This is a genomic window from Paraburkholderia sp. UCT2 (assembly GCF_014397665.1).
GTDB lineage: Bacteria > Pseudomonadota > Gammaproteobacteria > Burkholderiales > Burkholderiaceae > Paraburkholderia > Paraburkholderia tuberum.
The window spans coordinates 138,843-155,827 of record NZ_VZQO01000014.1 but is presented as its reverse complement, the minus strand read 5'-3'; the positions used below and the strand labels follow the sequence as shown (position 1 = coordinate 155,827).

At 60.9% G+C, this 16,985-nt stretch carries 13 protein-coding genes and 1 pseudogene; 9 read left to right on the top strand and 5 right to left on the bottom strand.

Annotated elements, in window-relative coordinates; genetic code table 11:
• Positions 1–406 precede the first annotated feature (406 nt).
• A complete protein-coding gene (locus F6X39_RS14490) occupies positions 407–670 on the top strand; it encodes a hypothetical protein (RefSeq protein WP_187617103.1) in 264 nt (87 codons plus the stop codon).
• 243 nt (positions 671–913) lie between these two features.
• On the opposite strand, the gene F6X39_RS14485 is transcribed toward F6X39_RS14490, so the two are convergent.
• From F6X39_RS14485 to F6X39_RS14475, 3 genes are all read right to left on the bottom strand, one after another.
• Positions 914–1,072 carry a hypothetical protein gene (locus F6X39_RS14485; protein WP_187617113.1) on the bottom strand — a complete coding sequence of 53 codons (159 nt, stop codon included), beginning with the start codon at positions 1,070–1,072 and terminating at the stop codon, positions 914–916.
• A 28-nt stretch (positions 1,073–1,100) separates the two neighbouring features.
• Positions 1,101–1,844: an acetoacetyl-CoA reductase gene (gene phbB / locus F6X39_RS14480; protein WP_187617102.1), complete on the bottom strand. Its 744-nt coding sequence runs from the start codon at positions 1,842–1,844 to the stop codon at positions 1,101–1,103.
• 493 nt (positions 1,845–2,337) lie between these two features.
• Entirely contained in the window at positions 2,338–2,535 is a 198-nt protein-coding gene (locus F6X39_RS14475; RefSeq protein ID WP_187617101.1) for a hypothetical protein, read from the bottom strand.
• Positions 2,536–3,848: 1,313 nt separating this feature from the next.
• Here F6X39_RS14475 and F6X39_RS14470 point away from each other — a divergent pair.
• Positions 3,849–7,028: an EAL domain-containing protein gene (locus F6X39_RS14470; RefSeq protein WP_187617100.1), complete on the top strand. Its 3,180-nt coding sequence runs from the start codon at positions 3,849–3,851 to the stop codon at positions 7,026–7,028.
• Between the two features lie 250 nt (positions 7,029–7,278).
• On the opposite strand, the gene F6X39_RS14465 is transcribed toward F6X39_RS14470, so the two are convergent.
• Positions 7,279–8,070 (bottom strand): IS5 family transposase, encoded by a 792-nt coding sequence (locus F6X39_RS14465; protein ID WP_262414709.1) that lies wholly within the window; start codon positions 8,068–8,070, stop codon positions 7,279–7,281.
• A gap of 339 nt (positions 8,071–8,409) precedes the next feature.
• Here F6X39_RS14465 and F6X39_RS14460 point away from each other — a divergent pair, with 339 nt between their 5' ends.
• The 3 genes from F6X39_RS14460 (at position 8,410) to F6X39_RS14450 (ending at position 11,288) form a co-directional block, all read left to right on the top strand.
• Entirely contained in the window at positions 8,410–9,309 is a 900-nt protein-coding gene (locus tag F6X39_RS14460) for a LysR family transcriptional regulator (protein WP_262414704.1), read from the top strand.
• Positions 9,310–9,481: 172 nt separating this feature from the next.
• Positions 9,482–10,336 (top strand): SDR family NAD(P)-dependent oxidoreductase, encoded by an 855-nt coding sequence (locus F6X39_RS14455; RefSeq protein ID WP_187617098.1) that lies wholly within the window; start codon positions 9,482–9,484, stop codon positions 10,334–10,336.
• A 16-nt stretch (positions 10,337–10,352) separates the two neighbouring features.
• Positions 10,353–11,288: an SMP-30/gluconolactonase/LRE family protein gene (locus tag F6X39_RS14450; protein ID WP_187617097.1), complete on the top strand. Its 936-nt coding sequence runs from the start codon at positions 10,353–10,355 to the stop codon at positions 11,286–11,288.
• A gap of 78 nt (positions 11,289–11,366) precedes the next feature.
• Here F6X39_RS14450 and F6X39_RS14445 read toward each other — a convergent pair whose 3' ends face one another.
• A complete protein-coding gene (locus F6X39_RS14445) occupies positions 11,367–11,564 on the bottom strand; it encodes a tautomerase family protein (RefSeq protein ID WP_187617096.1) in 198 nt (65 codons plus the stop codon).
• A 158-nt stretch (positions 11,565–11,722) separates the two neighbouring features.
• Here F6X39_RS14445 and F6X39_RS14440 point away from each other — a divergent pair.
• From F6X39_RS14440 to F6X39_RS14425, 4 genes and pseudogenes are all read left to right on the top strand, one after another.
• Positions 11,723–12,121 (top strand): annotated as a pseudogene (locus F6X39_RS14440) (DDE-type integrase/transposase/recombinase); the annotation flags it as partial.
• Positions 12,122–13,272: 1,151 nt separating this feature from the next.
• Positions 13,273–14,706: an amidase gene (locus F6X39_RS14435; protein ID WP_187617095.1), complete on the top strand. Its 1,434-nt coding sequence runs from the start codon at positions 13,273–13,275 to the stop codon at positions 14,704–14,706.
• A gap of 258 nt (positions 14,707–14,964) precedes the next feature.
• Positions 14,965–15,723, top strand: coding sequence for a DeoR/GlpR family DNA-binding transcription regulator (locus F6X39_RS14430; RefSeq protein ID WP_187617094.1), 759 nt, complete (start codon positions 14,965–14,967; stop codon positions 15,721–15,723).
• Positions 15,701–16,981, top strand: coding sequence for a Zn-dependent hydrolase (locus tag F6X39_RS14425; protein WP_187617093.1), 1,281 nt, complete (start codon positions 15,701–15,703; stop codon positions 16,979–16,981). The genes F6X39_RS14430 and F6X39_RS14425 overlap by 23 nt, the downstream gene beginning before the upstream one ends.
• The last annotated feature ends 4 nt before the right edge of the window (positions 16,982–16,985 follow it).

Sequence of the window (16,985 nt, the reverse complement as noted above, 5' to 3'; positions counted from 1 at the left end):
CATGATTCGGCTCCTGCTGGCGAACGAGGCGGATTGCCTCATTCGCCAACATACGGAACCGCGCAGCCGACCCCTCACAAACCACCACGTCTAGCCGGAGCCCCCTACCGCGCGAGCGGTTTCGTTCATCGATCGATAGCGGCGCCTGAACACGGTCGAGAGCTATCGATAGCCTGGCCGGTGCTTGCCCGTAACGCCGATCACTTACCGTAGCGGTATCGTGTGCATAATGTCATCCATGCGGCCCACCAACCCCAACTTTGAAACAAAGGTCAATATGGCGGCCCCCTGAAAAAATTGCTCAGCACTTTCCGCGAACCCTCCTTGCGGAACGGGAGAAGGGGCCTACGTCGAAGAATTGATTTCGTAGAGTGCGAGACAGCGGGGTCACAATTCAAATAGACAGATGAAAAGAATCTATACGTACAAAGGCTTCGAGATCGCGGTCGAGCTTGAACCAGTGTGGGAAGCGTCTGGCAACGTTACATTGCTGCCACCACGTGGCTTCATCGCCGTCGTGCACATTAGAACGGCGGGCGCTACTCGGCTCATGATTGCGCCGATACGGCTGACAGCAGATAACCAGCAGCCTTTCGCGACGGAAGCCGCCGCGCTCATGGCAGGGTTCAGCGCTGGGCAGCGGGTCGTAGACGACACACTCGTCCAGTGAGTTCGCCCAATCGCGATGGATTGAAGATTGGATGAAGATAACGGCGGAAGCGGTTTGGCTTCCGCTTAGTATCGGTTTTGTCCGCAGTATCGCGTGAGCATGACCGAGCTGATTCTCGCGAACGCTAAAACTGGGGAATTCTCGGCGATCATGCAAGACGAAGATGTCGACGCTGACCAGATCAACAAGCTATCAATACAATCACCCCCCCGTACCGCAACAACAGGGGGCGAGCGCAGAGATTCAATGCCGGGCGCTGCTCCAATCCCACCAGTCGCGATAGTAATCCAGCCGTCTAAGCAGTTTTCGGCGCATTTGCTCCCGGTGATAGTGAGCGGCGACGAACGCTGTTGCCGTCACCAGCACGAATGAACCTACGACGATTGCCACTGCTTCGCTCATGGGAACCTCCATTGCGGATCTCTTGGGTTCACTGCAGGTGCTGCCCTCCATTGATCGCGATGTTGGCGCCGGTCACGAAGCCCGCCTCGCGCGAGCACAGGTACAGCACGAGTGCGGCGACTTCGTCCGGCTGCCCGAGCCGGCCGACCGGAATCTGCGGAATGATCTTCGTCTCGCGGATGTCCTCGGGCACCGCCATCACCATCTTCGTCGCGATATAGCCGGGCGAGATCGTGTTGACAGTGACGCCTTTTTTCGCCACCTCGAGCGCCAGCGATTTCGTGAAACCATGCATGCCGGCCTTTGCCGCCGCATAGTTGGTCTGGCCGAACCCACCTTTGGAGCCAATGATCGACGACACGTTGATGATGCGGCCCCAGCCGCGCTCGACCATGCTGTCGCACACCGACTTCGTCATGTTGAACACCGAATCGAGGTTGGTGCGGATTACCGCGTCCCAATTGACCTTGTCCAGTTTTTTGAAGCTGGCGTCGCGCGTGATGCCGGCGTTGTTGATCAGGATGTCGACCGGTCCGACTTCCGCTCTGATCTGCGCCAGACATTTTTCGCATGAGTCGTAGTCGGCGACGTCGACCGCATACGCGCGGAACTGTCGTCCCTCGGCTTCCATGCGTGCGAGCCACTCGTTCGCACCGGTGTTGCCCGGCGAATGGGTAACTACGACCGCATGACCGGCGTCATGCAACTTGACGCTGATCGCCTCGCCCAGTCCACCCATGCCACCCGTTACTACCGCGATCTGCTTTGTCACTGAATCGTCCTCACAAATTCCGGCGGCGTGCCCGTCTGGAGCAACACTGCCTTCAGTCAAGAATTGGATGCATTGAAATGCCGGATCCTTATCCAAAATGAATAGAAGGAACCCTACATATAGATATGGAACCGATAACGCGGGCATCGCTGCTCGCCTGAGTCTTAGTGCTTCGCGCTCGCGACCACGGCAGCCGACTCGGCGGCACTACGTTTGGCGATGCGGCGATTTGCTCGGGACTCGATAGAGCCATTATTGAAATTCCTCAGGATTCAGTCCGCCGCACGGAGCCCCGAACGACCAGGTTTCGCGCGACGAATGGCGATAATGGATGGACCGAAGCGCAAGGACGCCTGCCAGGCAGCATGCGTCGCGAATACTCGGAGGTCGTTACAGCAAGAGGCACTACACATTAAAGTCCCTCAACAGCTACTTCGCTTAGTTTTTCTTCGGCGCGCTCGCCGCGTGGGGCAGCGGCACGCGCCGCAATTCCCTAGCGCCTTCGCGCGACGGCCTTGAGAATGGAAGCGCCTTCGCTTGTGACATGAGGACGTGGATGGCCCGAGGCGCGGCTTTCCAGTGATATGAGTTGATGCTCCAGCAGCGTGTCGAGCTCGGCGCGGCCCAGTTCGATCTGATCCGGCGCGTCCTTGATGAGCATTAGGGTGGCGAATTCATGGGGACTCAGCATATTGTCTCCTCGATTTAGTCTGTCTGCGCCGCGAGCATTAATTACCCTCTTCACAGAGAATGGCGGCAAATATTTCCATTGCCAAGCAAAGAGAACGTTAAGGAAATCCTGACAGAGACGTCATCATAACCGCTCAGTTTTCAATTGCAATGTGCGGAGTACTTTTTGATTTGTCTGCTTATTTAGCCCGCAGAAAGGCGACGCTTGCCATTCCCTGCGGGCGAGTGACCGTGGAAACCTTGATGGGCTGGGCCCGGGCCATCTGGACGCGCACCTCCATGTCTGAATTGGCAGTCCAATCAATGGCGCCGTGCAGCGCCCCTATTCATATTTGAATATGACGTTTATAGGGCAGTGTCTTTTTCAGACATGGCCGTTTATAAACTTATATTGAGAAATATTTATTACATCCTATGCGAGTCGCTTATTCTCAGAATTCTGACCAGCTAAAGGTTTAATAGCATTGACTTCTCCCGCTGTCGCGAAGGGAAGTCAGCAGGTCATCGACAATACGTCATCCTGCAGTAGAGCCGCCCACCAGCGCATCGGCTTCGCTGAAAAATGACTTGCCGCGCGATTCGCCGAAGCGCAGTGGGGGCGAACACGGCGACAGCGGCACGGGCCTTGCGAATCCTCACGACCGCCACAAATGCGATGCTGGTTGTCGCGCTGGGTCCGGCCTTCCAGTTGAACTCAGTCACGCCAAAGCCCATACCGACGTTCGGCGACACCCGAGGCGCCGTTTTCCCTCCGGTAGCTCTGCATGGCGAGTTGTGCCGTCGAAGTTAGCGGCACCGGATACCCGGTGCAAGCGCCGGAGATAGCCCGAATGCAAAAAAAGCCGCAGACATTGCTGCGGCCTGAACACACACGCCGCGCACAGGGCGCTGACGTTAGCCTCATCCTACACATCTGCATTCCCGAAGCAAATCAGGTATTTCGTCTGTATATTTGCGAGAGGCCGCGTTGCCGCATTTGCCGCGGCGCGGGCTTATGTCAATCGCTGCCGCAGGCGTTGCAGAATGGCCACGATGCCGGACGTTCGGCGCTCGAATGTCACAAGCGAGGTCATTGAACAAGACTGGTACCCTCCTTCGAAATGTTCGCACCGTGTTGTCGCTTTTCTAGCACCGTTATGGGGCGTTTTAAGCAAAGACTAAAGAAGTTCTTCAACCGGTCGATAGCTTGATCAGGGGCTCTTCCCGCCGTGGGACCTGAACCCGAGGTCCGACGTTCCCTGCACGGAGAAACTCAGTGAAACGCCTGGCTTGCCGCACGTGGGACGAAAACTTTGCGATAGAGCGACCACGCCCATGAAACGCAACCTGTTCTTCCGGTTTCTCGGACGTCTCCGCGTCGGCCGAAAGCTGCTGCTGATTTATCTGCTCGACTTGAGCGCAGTCCTTTACATCAGCGGCATCCTGATCCGCGAAAAGTACATCGCAATTGACTTCTCCGACAAGGAGCTGATCGGGAATGCCTACGTCGCGGCCGTGCATGACGCGCTTATCGACTTCGCACTCGCGGGGGCTGGGCAGCCGCAGACTGCGGTCCAATTGAAGAGCACTGCTAGCAGACTCGACGACGCAGAGCGCCGCTTTGGCGCGAACATGCAAAGCGCAGTTATTAACGAACGGGTCCGCGATGCACTCGAAGCCAGTTCGGCGCCGCATGCGAGCGCATCGACGGTGGACCTCGGCCTCGACGCGACGCGCGCACTGGTGACCCGGGTCGGTAACCAGTCGAACCTGATTCTGGATCCGGACCTGGACAGCTACTATTCAATGTCACTGTCGATTCTGCGCTACCCGGAGCTGCTCGGCGACGTCAACAGGATCGGCCGCCATCTGCACGATGCCGGCGCGAACCCTCACGCCGCATCGATGAGCCACGATGAGATGCGTACCCGCTACCTCGTGCTGGAGGGACAGCTCGACGCAGTATTGCAGGGGCTGCGCTCGGACTATGCGGAAGCTTCGGCCGCGAACGGCACACTGACCGGCACGATTGGACCGTCGGTCGAACGCATGCTCGCCGCCGTCGAAACGTATCGCCGCATGGCTGGAGCCGCGGTTGACGCTGGCGCGGATGCGGCCGCGCTGAACCGGCTCGATTCCGCACAGCAGCGCCTGGTAACGAGCGTAAGCGACGCGTGGAGTAACACCGGCAGCCAGCTCGAAAGTCTTCTGCATAAGCGCGTGCGCGGCCTCTTTGAGCGAATGTGGCTGCACCTTGGAACGGCATTCTTTCTGCTATGCGCGATCCTGAGCATGGTGTACTTCGTCGCGCAGCAGATTTCCCGCCCCTTGCGCCAGCTGGCGCGCGTGATGGATACCGTGCGCCGCACAGGAGACCACTCGTTGCGCGCCAAGTGGCATAGTCAGGACGAGATCGGCCAGCTCGTGAGCGGCTTCAACGACATGCTCGCGCAGCTTGACCGCGAGCGCGTCGTGCAGAAGGAGCTTGCCGCGACAGCGCGTGCGTCGGCCGCGCAATACGCTCTTGTAGAGGCGACTCCAGTGCCGATGGTCGTCACGTCAATCCCGGGGCATGAGATCCTGCACGCAAACCGGCCAGCGCTTGCCTGGCTCAACGGCTGCACGGTAGACCCCTGGGGCTTCGGTCTCGACTCGGAGGTACGCGCGCGGTTTTTCCAGCAACTCTCGGACCGAGATGCCGTAGACGAATTCGAGGTGCGCTGGAAGGCCGGCAGCGAACCTACGTGGGCCATGCTGTCGGCGCGACGCCTCGACTTCCAGGGGCGCGACGCAGTGTTGACTGCATTCACTCCAATCAACCAGATCAAGCTGATGGAGCAACGCCTCGAATTGTGGGGCAAGGTGTTCGAGGCATCATCCGAGGCGATTCTGATTCTGGATGAGCAACGACGGCTCGTCACTGCCAATGCATCGTTCTATCGAGCGACTGGATATTGCGCTGACGACGTGGCGGGCAAGAAGCCTGCTTTCCTCTTTGGAACGCAGGAGCAAGATGACATTTTTCCGGCCGTTATCGATTCTGTCGATCGCCTCAGCGCGTGGCATGGCGAAGCGCAGGTGCGAAGGCGGGCCGGCAACGACTATCCGGCATGGCTAATGGTGAGCGCGGTGCGCGACCGGCGGGCGAACCTGTCGCACTATATCTGCACGTTGATCGACATCACGGACCGCAAGAAGAGCGAGGCGCGCATTCAGTTCCTCGCCGAACACGACGTGCTAACGGAACTGCCGAACCGCGAGCTGTTCATCAAGCGCCTTGGCGTCGCACTCGGCAATGCGCGCCACTCCGGCCAACGCGTCGGCGTGCTCTTCATTGATCTGGACCGGTTCAAGAACATCAATGATTCGCTTGGCCATCACATCGGCGACAACCTGTTGCGCTCGGTCGCGCGGCGCCTTCTGCAAGCCGTGCGCAGCAACGACACCGTCAGCCGCCTCGGTGGCGACGAGTTCACGGTAATCCTCAATGGTGTCAGCAATGTGGCGGATATTACCCGTGCGATCGAGGATCGCCTGTTGCCGCTCGTTCGTCAGCCGCATGAACTAGGCGGCGCCGCGTTGCCGGTGTCATGCAGTGTCGGCGTGGCACTTTTCCCGGACGATGGCGAGGACATCGAGACCCTGATGCAGAACGCCGACGCCGCGATGTACCAGGCGAAGGCCGCGGGACGTAACCTCGTCAAGTTCTTCGCACCTGATATGGCCGAACGCGCGCGCTACCGGTTGACGCTCGAAGCGTGCCTGCGCACGGCGATCACCAGGCAGGAGTTCCGGCTTGCGTACCAGCCATGTGTCGATGCCCGCACGGGCGAACTGGTTGCCGTTGAGGGGCTCTTGCGCTGGACCAGCCCGCAGATCGGCACGGTGTCGCCTGCGCAGTTTATTCCGGTCGCCGAAGACACACGACTCATCACGCCGATCGGTGCCTGGGTAATCGACGAAGCATGCCGACAGGTCGCCGCGTGGGACGCTGGCGGGCTGATGCATTTGCGCGTCTCGATCAACGTGTCCGCGATCCAGCTGCGCGATCCAGACTTGATAAGCTCGCTCGCAGACAGTCTCGAGCGGTACGGCGTGGCTCCCGATCGGCTCGAACTCGAGATCACTGAGACGGTGTTGATGGACAACGCGGAGAACTATCTCACCACGATCCAGGCGATCCGCAAGCTTGGAGTCAAGCTATCCCTCGACGATTTCGGTATCGGTTACTCAAGCCTCAGCTATCTGAACCGATTTCCGCTTGATCGCCTCAAGATCGACCGCGCGTTCGTGCAAGACATGCTCGATGCGCCGGCCGACCTCGCAATTATTCGGGCAATCATCGAGCTCGGCCACGAACTGGGCCTCCGAGTGGTCGCCGAAGGAGTCGAGAGCGAGCATCAGGCTCAGATCCTGCGAAACATTGGTTGCGACGAACTGCAAGGTTTCCTCTTCTCGAAAGCATTGTCGCCTACCGAATTGTGGTCCTGGAGTAGCGTACGCAAGGTGGCTTGAGCGCCGCAGTCGCTTTCTTTCGCGCGATAGTATTCTCCGGGGCTGGAGCGGCCGAGCGTGATCACAACTGGCTGCACTCGGACCCTCTAGCGACCTCCGAAAAACCTCGACCAACGGCGGAAATTAACGGATGAACCGTCATTCATTGGATACCGTCGACCGTCCTTCTGTGGCCGGTTGCACTCACAAGGCTGCGACACTGCAAAACTGCCTTAGGGCAAGCTGAACAAGCCACTAAATCGGCGACGTGTCAGCGACTTGAACATCGCCAAGTCATGAGCAGTCGCTTCACGACCGCGAAGACATGTTCCACCCGGGCGCGGATCTTCGACTTGTTGCGGTTCTTGCCCCGTTGCACCTGGTCGACTTCGCCGCCCGCACGGCGCGTGCGCTGATTGGTAAAGTCGCGTGCCCGGGGCGCCTTGCTGTGGATCAGTTCCGTCTGCCTCGCATAGGCGCTGTCGCCGTAGACGCGCCGCTCCTGCCCGTGCAGCAATTGCGGCAGTGGATGCTTGTCATGCACGTTGGCCGGCGTGAGCACCGCGCTGTGCGCCAGACCGCTTTGGCTGTCCACACCGATGTGCAGCCTGGCGCCGAAATACCATTGGCGACCCTTGCGGGTCTGATGCATCTCGGGGTCGCGCGCCTTCTGCTCATTCTTCGTCGAGCTCGGCGCGCCGATGATCGTCGCGTCCACGATGGTGCCGCTTTTGAGCTTCATGCCGCTGGCCTGCAGCACCCGGCCGACTTCGGCAAACAATTGCTCGCCCAGTTTGCGCGTCTCCAGCAGGCGCCGGAATTTGAGCAGCGTCGTCGCGTCCGGTACGGCTTCGCAACCCAGATCAATGCCGACAAAGCGACGCAGGCTGGCGCTGTCGTACAGCGCCTCTTCACAGGCGAAGTCGGCCAGATTGAACCAGTGCTGCACGAAGTGGATCCGCAGCATGCGCTCCAGACCAATTGGCGGGCGGCCATTGCCGCGCTTCGGATAATGCGGCTCGATCACCGCGCACAACTGCGCCCATGGCACGATCGCATTCATCGTGTCGAGAAACTCGTCGCGCCGCGTGCGTTTGCGGTGGGTCTCGAAACCCGCACCTTGATCGGCTGCCATCGCCAGCGTCTGCTGCTTCATCCTGTTCTGCCTGCCTCTTTAAACACGACCTATATAACGCGTGAAGTACCAACTCGGTGGACTTGATCAGCATTGCCTTAAGGCTTATTGCACCCGAATTTCGTGCCGAGTATTCCTTGACGTCCTCGGAGGTCCGACGATAGCGGAGATTCAATTACCATTCCAATAGAAAGATGTGATTCAATTGTGCGGTTTTCGTGATTAATCGTCTCTGCAAGAAAGGGTGCCAACGTGGATTTGAAGCAGTTGGAACATTTTATTGCGGTCGCGGAAGAGCGGCATTTCACGCGCGCGGCGCGCCGCCTCAATCTCGTGCAGTCCGGCTTGTCTGCGTCGATCCGCTCGCTGGAAGAAGATCTGGGCGGACCGTTGTTCAATCGCAGCACGAGGCGAGTCGCTTTGACGCCTGCGGGCGAAGTGCTGTCCGCAGAGGCACAGCGGGTACTGGCTGCCGCGCGCGACGCGCGGCATGCCGTAACGCAGGTTCACGGGCTCGCACGCGGCCGGCTGAGTATCGGTGCGATTCACGGCCTCGCGCCTTTCGTCGACCTGCCCGCTTCGCTAGGGCAGTTTCGGGCCGCGTTCGGTGGGATCGATATCGAATTGACACTGGACGGCTCGCGCGCATTGATCGACGAGGTGCGGGAAGGGCGCCTCGACCTCGCGTTCACACAGCCATCGGATACGCCGCTCGACGACCTCGGATCGCACATGTTCGCATGCGAAGGAGTGGTCGTCGTCTGCGCGACACATCATCGGCTTGCGGGCGCCAGCAGGCTGGCGCGGGCCGATCTCGTCGACGAAACATTCGCCGACCTGCGCCCGGAGTGGAGCGTGCGGCGGCTCGTCGATCGGAGTTTTGCGGCGGCAGGACTGCAGCGCCAGACCAGCTTCGAGGTCAACGACATGCCGATGTTGCTTGAACTGGCCGCGCACGGGCTTGCGATCAGCATGGTGCCCGAATCGGTGGCCGCCGCAAGGGGGAGCGACACGCGCGGGGCGCCGGTCGCAACGGCGAGCCTGCGCGAAGCCGATGAGCCCTGCTGGGAACTCGCGGCGGTTTTTAGGGGAAGCGCCGGAGAACCGCTCATACCCATCGCCCGTGCTTTCCTGGACTTGCTCAAATTGCCCGAGGTGGCGAACTGACGCTTGACTGGCACCGCGCGGTACCGCGCATGCTTCGGACCACTTATCAGCGGGAGCGCCGTCGGTCACGCAAAAAAGTTCATGCTAGGATCGCCGACTCACTGTTCCAACGGATCGGGATCGCAGTCGCTGGTTGGCGTCGCGAATCCGGCACGCATCAAGGAGGATTCTGATGACTCATTCTGCCCTGACCCCCGGCGCCGTCGCCGTGATCACCGGCGCCGCCGCCGGCATCGGCCTGGCTGCTGCCAAACGCTTTGCGCAGCTTGGGCTGCGCATCTGCATTGCCGACCTCGGCGCTGACCGCCTCGCGCGGGCGGTGGAGGAAATCGCCGCGCTGAGCGCAAACGGTACGCAAGACGTCTTTGCGGTTGAGACCGACGTCAGTGTCGCCGACGATGTTCGCCGCCTGCACGCAACCGTCGTCGAACGCTTCGGCGGAACAGATGTATTGATGAACAATGCCGGCATTCAGCCCGGCAGCGGCATGTTCGGTCCAACCGCGAACTGGGAGCGCGTGCTGGGTGTCAACCTGTGGGGCGTGATCCACGGCACGCAGGTCTTCGTGCCGGGCATGATCAAGCGCGGCCGTCCGGGGCTCGTGATCAATACCGGTTCAAAGCAAGGCATCACGACGCCGCCGGGCGACCCCGCATACAACGTTGCGAAGGCCGGTCTGAAAGCGTTCACCGAAGCGCTGCAGCACGAACTGCGCAATACCGCCGACGGCCGGATCAGCGCTCATCTGCTGATTCCCGGCTTCGTGTTCACGGAACTCACACGGAACGGCCGTGTGGAAAAGCCCGCCGCCGCATGGACGCCCGAGCAGACCGTCGATTTCATGTTCGAGCGTCTCGACGCCGGCGACTTCTACATACTGTGTCCCGACAACGACGTGCCGCGTTCGCTCGACGAACGGCGCATTCTATGGGCGGCAGGCGATATCGTCGAGAACCGGCCCGCGTTGTCGCGCTGGCATCCGGACTACGCCAGGGCATTCGAAGCGTTCATCAAGCAGCCCCGTTGACTCAAGGGCCAGCACCATGTGGCAGCAAAGCGAAACCTATCCCGATCCCGCAGTGGAAGTGCTCGATCCGCGCTTCCTCAAATACCGGATCACGAGCGCGGCGGTCGAGCGGCTTGCGACTGGCATGCGCTTCGGCGAAGGACCGGTGTGGTTCGGCGACGGCCGCTTCCTGCTGTGGAGCGACATTCCGAACAACCGCATCATGCGGTGGGACGAGGAATCCGGCGCGACGTCGGTATTTCGCAAGCCCTCGGGGTACGCGAACGGCAATACACGGGACCGCCAGGGACGGCTCATCACCTGCGAGCACGGCAACCGGCGCGTGACGCGCACCGAGTACAACGGCACGCTGACCGTGTTGCTCGACCGCTTCGACGGCAAGCGGCTGAACTCGCCAAACGACGTGGTCGTGAAGAGCGACGACAGCATCTGGTTTACCGATCCGCCGTTCGGCATCTCTAACAACTATGAGGGTGTCAAGGCTGAGCCCGAGCTGCCGACCAACGTCTACCGCCTCGACCCGGCCACCGGCCGGGCGGAGGTGGTCGCCGGCGACATCGTCAATCCGAACGGCATCTGCTTCTCGCCCGACGAACGCCGCCTCTACATCGTCGAATCGGGCTCGAAGCCAAGGCGCATCCGTGTGTACGATGTCGAGGACGGTCGGCGCCTCGTGCACGGACGCGTATTCGTCGATGCGGGCGAGAACGGCGCGCCAGACGGTTTCCGTTGCGACACGGACGGTAACCTGTGGGCCGGTTGGGGCACCGGCCCGGGACTGAACGGTGTGATGGTATTCGCGCCGGACGGCAGCGCGATTGGCCGCATCGCCCTGCCCGAACGCTGCGCGAACGTCTGCTTCGGCGGCGCAGCGCACAACCGGCTGTTCATGGCGGCCGGGCAGTCACTGTATGCGCTATACGTCGATACGGCTGCGGCGGTCGCAACCTGAGCGCGCCGGCGGATTACGTCCGCGCCCGGTCGGCGGTGCCACCGCGCACGGGGTGGTGATGATGCGGATTCGTGCGAGTTAGGACGCGCGCTGGCGCTCGCTGAACGGAATGCCGCCTCTTGACTTGGAGTCTGCTGGAGATTCGACGATCTGCACGACAACCTGTTCAGCGAGGACACCGAGGCTGTCAACCACAGCTTTGGTAATCCCCGTCATCAGCGCTTTCTTTTGCTCGGGTGAGCGCCCTGCTACTGCGTAAACAACGACTTCCGGCATGACATACTCCAGTGGATTGGCAAGGAACTGCAGGCGCAATCATAGCGTCACTGGGCGGCATGTGCTCAAGCCTGGCCGCCGAAGCCAACATACGCCTGAAACTGATTTCCGCCGATTTTTCAGCGGCTCAAGCGGCCGCGATCGGTGGCAAGTTCCAGCTGATCTTGCGGGCGTGGTCAGGACGCGCCAAACGGCTGATGCGCAAGCTGCTCAGGCGCCACGGCTGCCCACGCGTGATCGTCACGGACAAGCTGCGCAGCTACGCGGCGGCGAACAACGAACTGGGCCTGAACGTCGAGCATCGGCAACACAAAGGACTGAACAACCGGGCGGAGAACTCCCATCAGCCCACACGCATGCGCGAGAAGGTGATGCGCCGCTTCAAGTCGGCGCGCCATCTGCAACGATTCACGTCGGTCCATGCTCAGGTAAGCAACCTGTTCATGCACTGCCGCTACAACGCGAACGCGCAACAGAAACGGCAGGCCCGCAAGCATGCGTTCAAGGCGTGGGAAACGGTAACGGGCAATCCGATGCTGGATCGCATTGCCGCATAAATTGGTGATCCTTATGTTGAGTGATTTCGCCTGCGCGCCCTTCAACAAGTTGACAATACCGCTCGTACATATCGCGCATCATTGACCGACTTAACGCTGTTAGCTCGTTGTGTTCGTTGTCAATAATCGCCGGAAGCTGCTGCCGTACTTTCAACGCTGTTTGTGCAATGACCGCACCGTATTCGGCCACCGCTTTCCGGCTGCAGTCATCAGTTGCGCGGTGCGTTGGCATTTCCGCCTTCAACGGGAAGTTTTCCAGCTAGTTGTCGCCTCGACGTTTGGAATTCAGGCTGCTTTAACTCCTGGTTATGAGATTGTCGAATGTCGACGGTCGGCTCAGCCCGATCGGGATTGAGGTGCACGACATGAACGCGCGCTGCCAGTCCCGCGTGGCACCTTTCCATCGTAGCGGATGACGTTCGCGCGAACCTCGTAGAGCGCTGTTCGGCGCTCGAGGATGTTCTGAGCAAGATTGGCATGGCGCTGGGCCGGTGTCACGAAGCGGATCGCACTGTGGCGGTGTTCGTGGTTGTGCCAGCGCACCAGTTCTGCAACCCAGGTGCGGGCTGCGAACAGGGTATCGAATGCCTCTAACGGATACCCACACAGCTAACCACATTGTTGTCTCAACCCCTGCATTGGCCTGGTACCGACGGTTTTCTGGTGCTCCACGTGAGCCAGGGGCGAAGGCCAGAACACCGGCATCCGCCCAGCTTGAAGCGACCTTCGCCGAGTCGCCCGTGGAGGCAAATCCCTAACTCCGGTTAAATGGACAGCCCAGTCACGTATTGCGCCGCCCCGGCCTGGTCGCTGTAGGCTTTTTTCGACTGTTGCGTCACATCCGACCTACTTTTTCAGGTGCAGTCAGAACCAATGCGCTGCCCGCCAATTCTGTGGCTGACGACGCGGCCTTGGGCGGGCATAGTTGGGCTGGGCGGATTCCGGTTGCGAACTCGTGAGACTGTTCCTGCATGGTCGGCGCAAATTCTCGAGCGCCTGATTTGCCAGCGAGAGCGCTTGATTAGAGTGGATGGTGGGATCCAACATATCCAACAAAGCCAACAAAACCAATAAAACGCGCTTGACACCAGTTTTTGTCCAACCTGTAATGCATCCAACCAGCCAATGCGCTGTCCCATTCAGGATTTAGGATGAAATACGAGTCAAAATGCGTCTCTGCGCCGACGGTTCTTGAGGCCGCTGATCGGATCAGGAACGGCAGCCTGACGCCGGGTGAGTTGATAGCGCACACTCTGAAAGCGATAGAAACCCACAATCCCACATTGAACGCATTCGGCGACATCTACGCCGAAACGGCGGCGGCTGAGGCCGAAACGTTGACGCTCGAAGCCTCCCGCGGCTGTTTTAGAGGGCCACTGCATGGCATTCCGTTCGGCGTCAAGGACCTGTTTTCGACCGCTGGACTGCGGACGACGCGGGGTTCGCTGACCGCGCTCGACTATGTACCGTCCGATGATGCGCCGATTATCCGACGCCTGAAGGATGCGGGAGCGATCATCGTCGGCAAGACCGCGACGACTGAGTTCGGTTGGAGCGGCGCGAGCCTGTCGCGCGTATTCGGCAACGGCCGCAATCCCTGGAACCCAGAACTCACGAGCGGCGGCTCCAGTTCGGGTTCGGCGATCGCGGTCGCCGCACGGATGGTGCCCGCGTCGCTCGGTTCGGACGGTGGCGGTTCGGTAAGGATTCCCAGTGCGTTTTGTGGCACGTTCGCGCTCAAGGGCTCGCTCGGCCGGATTCCGACGTGGCCTTGGTCGGCGACCGAAATGCTCAGCCATGCCGGCCCGATCACACGGACGGTGCGCGACAGCGCGCTGCTGTTCGACGTGCTATCCGGTCCCGACCCGCGCGATCACCAGGCGTTGCCAGCACCGACTGAAACGTTCCTCGCGCGTTGCGATTCGCCGCTGCGGCCGCTGCGCGTCGCGTTTTGTCCGACGCTGTTCAACGTTGACGTCGATCCGGCTGTTGCGGCAGCAGTTGAAGCGGCGGTCAATCAGATTGCGCGGACGCTGCCAGTCACGATTGATATGCCCGCGCTCGAATGGCATGACCCGTTGCCGACGTTCGAGGCCCTATGGGTCGGCGGCCGCGGAATCGTGTACGGCAAGTCGCTTGCCAATCGCAAGGAGGAGCTCGAACCGGGCTTCGCGACGCTAATCGAACGTTCTGCGGACTACGATCTGGCCGGCTATCTGACCGCGGTCCAGCAGCGCGCGGCGTTCGCTTGCAAAGTCCACAAGCTGTTCGAGCGCTTCGATCTGCTGCTGACGCCAACGCTGCCAATTCTTCCGTTCGACGCGGACCGGATTGCGCCATCTGACCTCGATGGCGTCGACGACACCGCGGTGCCGTGGGCGCGCTGGACACCGTTCACGTACCCATTCAATCTGTCCGGCAACCCAGCGGCGAGCGTGCCGTGCGGCTGGAGTCCGTCAGGTTTGCCAATCGGCTTGCAGGTCATCGGGCCGCGCTTCGCAGATGGCGACGTGCTGCAGTTCTGCGCGGCGTTCGAGGCAATTGCGCCGTGGGAACATCGGCTGCCGCCGTTGCTCGTCGGCTAGGAGCGCACCGTGACGATCTGCCATTTCGACGCTCATCAAGTCGGTGCCGGGCCAGAACGGCGCGCGCTGATGGCACCGCCGAGACCTGTGCTCCAGCAACAGACGAAGTTGCAAGCGGCGCAACGTCTCGACGCGGACGAGGCCACGCCGACGCACCACCGCCTGTTGGCACAATCCGGGCGTTGCCACCGCGCGATCCGAACGCGCGGCAAACCTCGTTACACTGGTTGCTTCCCTGTCCGCCGGACTCATCTACCTATGCTGAATCAGCCTCGCCTCGAAGAAATCATGCGTTTTCTGAGCCAGCAGAAACGCGTGAAGGCCACCGACCTCGCTACGCAGCTGGTCGTCTCCGAAGAAACGATTCGCCGCGACTTCAAATATCTCGAAGAACTCGGCAAGTTGCGTCGCGTTCACGGCGGCGCGATCCTGCCGCGGCTTAACGAGGAGCAACCGCTGCAGGTCCGCAACCGGATCAGGACACAGGCGAAAGCGAAGATTGCCGAATGCGCAAGCGGCCTCGTGCAGGAGGGAATGGCGCTGTTCCTCGACACCGGCACGACAACACTCGCACTCGCGCATCAGCTGACAAGCTTCAGCCAGTTGCGAGTCGTCACGAACTCGCTCGACATTGCGCAACTGCTGACGCAGCAGAGCGACAACCACGTGCTCGTCACACCAGGCGACGTCCGTCGCAACGACAACGCATTGATCGGCCCGCACACGCTCGAATTCGCCCGTCAGTTCCATTACGACATCGCCTTTATGGGCATTGGCGCGGTCGATCTGAAGCTCGGGCTGATGGATTACGAAGAATCCGAAGCCATGCTGCGCAGAACGCTTGTTGTGCATTGCGTGCGTAGCGTCGTGCTCGCCGACGATGGCAAGTTTGGCCATCGCACGTTCATCAACACACTACCGTTCGACGCGATCGCGACGCTCGTCACAAACCGCCCGCTGTCGGCCGACTACATAGACCGCCTGGAACAAGCTCATGTCGATATCGTCCATCCCTGAACTGGTTCAATCCAACGCCGATGAGTTGCGCGCGTTCGACGCGCTGTTCAGCGCAAGCTCCGCGATCGGCGCGACGCCGGCCGGCGGTCTGCATCGGCTCGCGGCGTCGGCCCAGGACGGACAGGTTCGTGATCTGTTCCGCATCTGGCTCGACGAGCACGGTTTCGATGTGCACATCGATGCAATCGGCAACGTCTTCGGGCTTGTGACTTTGACGCCGGGCGCGCCGTACGTGTTGTGCGGGTCGCATCTCGACAGCCAGCCGAGCGCCGGCCGCTTTGACGGTGTATACGGCGTGCTTGCCGGCGCGACTGCGATCGTCGGCATCGCGCAGAGGCTTCGCGCGAGTGGTCACCGTGCGCCATGCAATCTGGCGGTCGTTGACTGGACCAACGAAGAAGGCGCGCGTTTCCAGCCGAGCCTGACGGGTAGCAGCGTGTTCACCGGCGCGATGTCGCTCGACGACGCGTGGGCATGCGAGGACCGGCACGGCGTCACGCTGAAGAGTGCGTTGGAGCAGATTGGCTATCTCGGCGATGCGATGCTCGACCTCCCTATTGCCGCATATGTCGAGATGCACGTCGAGCAGGCGTCGAATCTCGAGCGCGAGGGGCTCGCAATTGGCGTGGTCCGCGAGACGTGGGCCGCATTGAAATGGCGAGTGCGCTTCGACGGCGAGCAGAATCACACCGGCCCTACACCGATGGCCGACCGGCGCGATGCATTGCTGGCGGCAGCGCACACGATCGCCGCGGTCCATGCGGAAGCCGTGCGGCACGGCGCGCAAATGCACAGTTCGGTTGGCCGCCTCGACGTATATCCGAATTCGCCGAACGTCGTGCCGTCGAGGACGATACTACACATTGAATTCCGTTCGCCGTCCACTGCGCTGCTGGACGGCACTGCAACATGCTTCGAGGCGACGTTGCGGAATATCGCTGAACAGACCGGCACGCGCATCGAGATCGAAAACCGTCAGCTTCGCGCCCCGCTGAAGCTGCATGATGGCTTGTCGCGACTTGCCCACGACGTCAGCCTCGAACTCGACTTGCCAGCGGGCGATAGCGTCACCGTCGCCGGCCACGATGCGATTAGCATGAGTCGCGTCACGCCGACGTGCCTGCTGTTCGTACCTAGCCGCGGGGGCGTCTCGCACAACGAAGCCGAGTACACCGCTGATGCCGATCTGCACAACGGCCTGCGTCTGTTGAGCGCGTTGCTGGAGCGCATCTGCACCGAATCGTCGAGCTACCTTTGAGGAC

Coding starts and splice junctions, on each gene's coding strand:
- F6X39_RS14475 (WP_187617101.1), bottom strand. CDS start 2,535: ATGCTGAGTCCCCATGAATTCGCCACCCTAATGCTCATCAAGGACGCG.
- F6X39_RS14430 (WP_187617094.1), top strand. CDS start 14,965: ATGCTGAATCAGCCTCGCCTCGAAGAAATCATGCGTTTTCTGAGCCAG.
- F6X39_RS14435 (WP_187617095.1), top strand. CDS start 13,273: ATGAAATACGAGTCAAAATGCGTCTCTGCGCCGACGGTTCTTGAGGCC.
- F6X39_RS14490 (WP_187617103.1), top strand. CDS start 407: ATGAAAAGAATCTATACGTACAAAGGCTTCGAGATCGCGGTCGAGCTT.
- F6X39_RS14425 (WP_187617093.1), top strand. CDS start 15,701: ATGTCGATATCGTCCATCCCTGAACTGGTTCAATCCAACGCCGATGAG.
- F6X39_RS14455 (WP_187617098.1), top strand. CDS start 9,482: ATGACTCATTCTGCCCTGACCCCCGGCGCCGTCGCCGTGATCACCGGC.
- F6X39_RS14445 (WP_187617096.1), bottom strand. CDS start 11,564: ATGCCGGAAGTCGTTGTTTACGCAGTAGCAGGGCGCTCACCCGAGCAA.
- F6X39_RS14485 (WP_187617113.1), bottom strand. CDS start 1,072: ATGAGCGAAGCAGTGGCAATCGTCGTAGGTTCATTCGTGCTGGTGACG.
- F6X39_RS14470 (WP_187617100.1), top strand. CDS start 3,849: ATGAAACGCAACCTGTTCTTCCGGTTTCTCGGACGTCTCCGCGTCGGC.
- F6X39_RS14450 (WP_187617097.1), top strand. CDS start 10,353: ATGTGGCAGCAAAGCGAAACCTATCCCGATCCCGCAGTGGAAGTGCTC.
- F6X39_RS14465 (WP_262414709.1), bottom strand. CDS start 8,070: ATGAATGCGATCGTGCCATGGGCGCAGTTGTGCGCGGTGATCGAGCCG.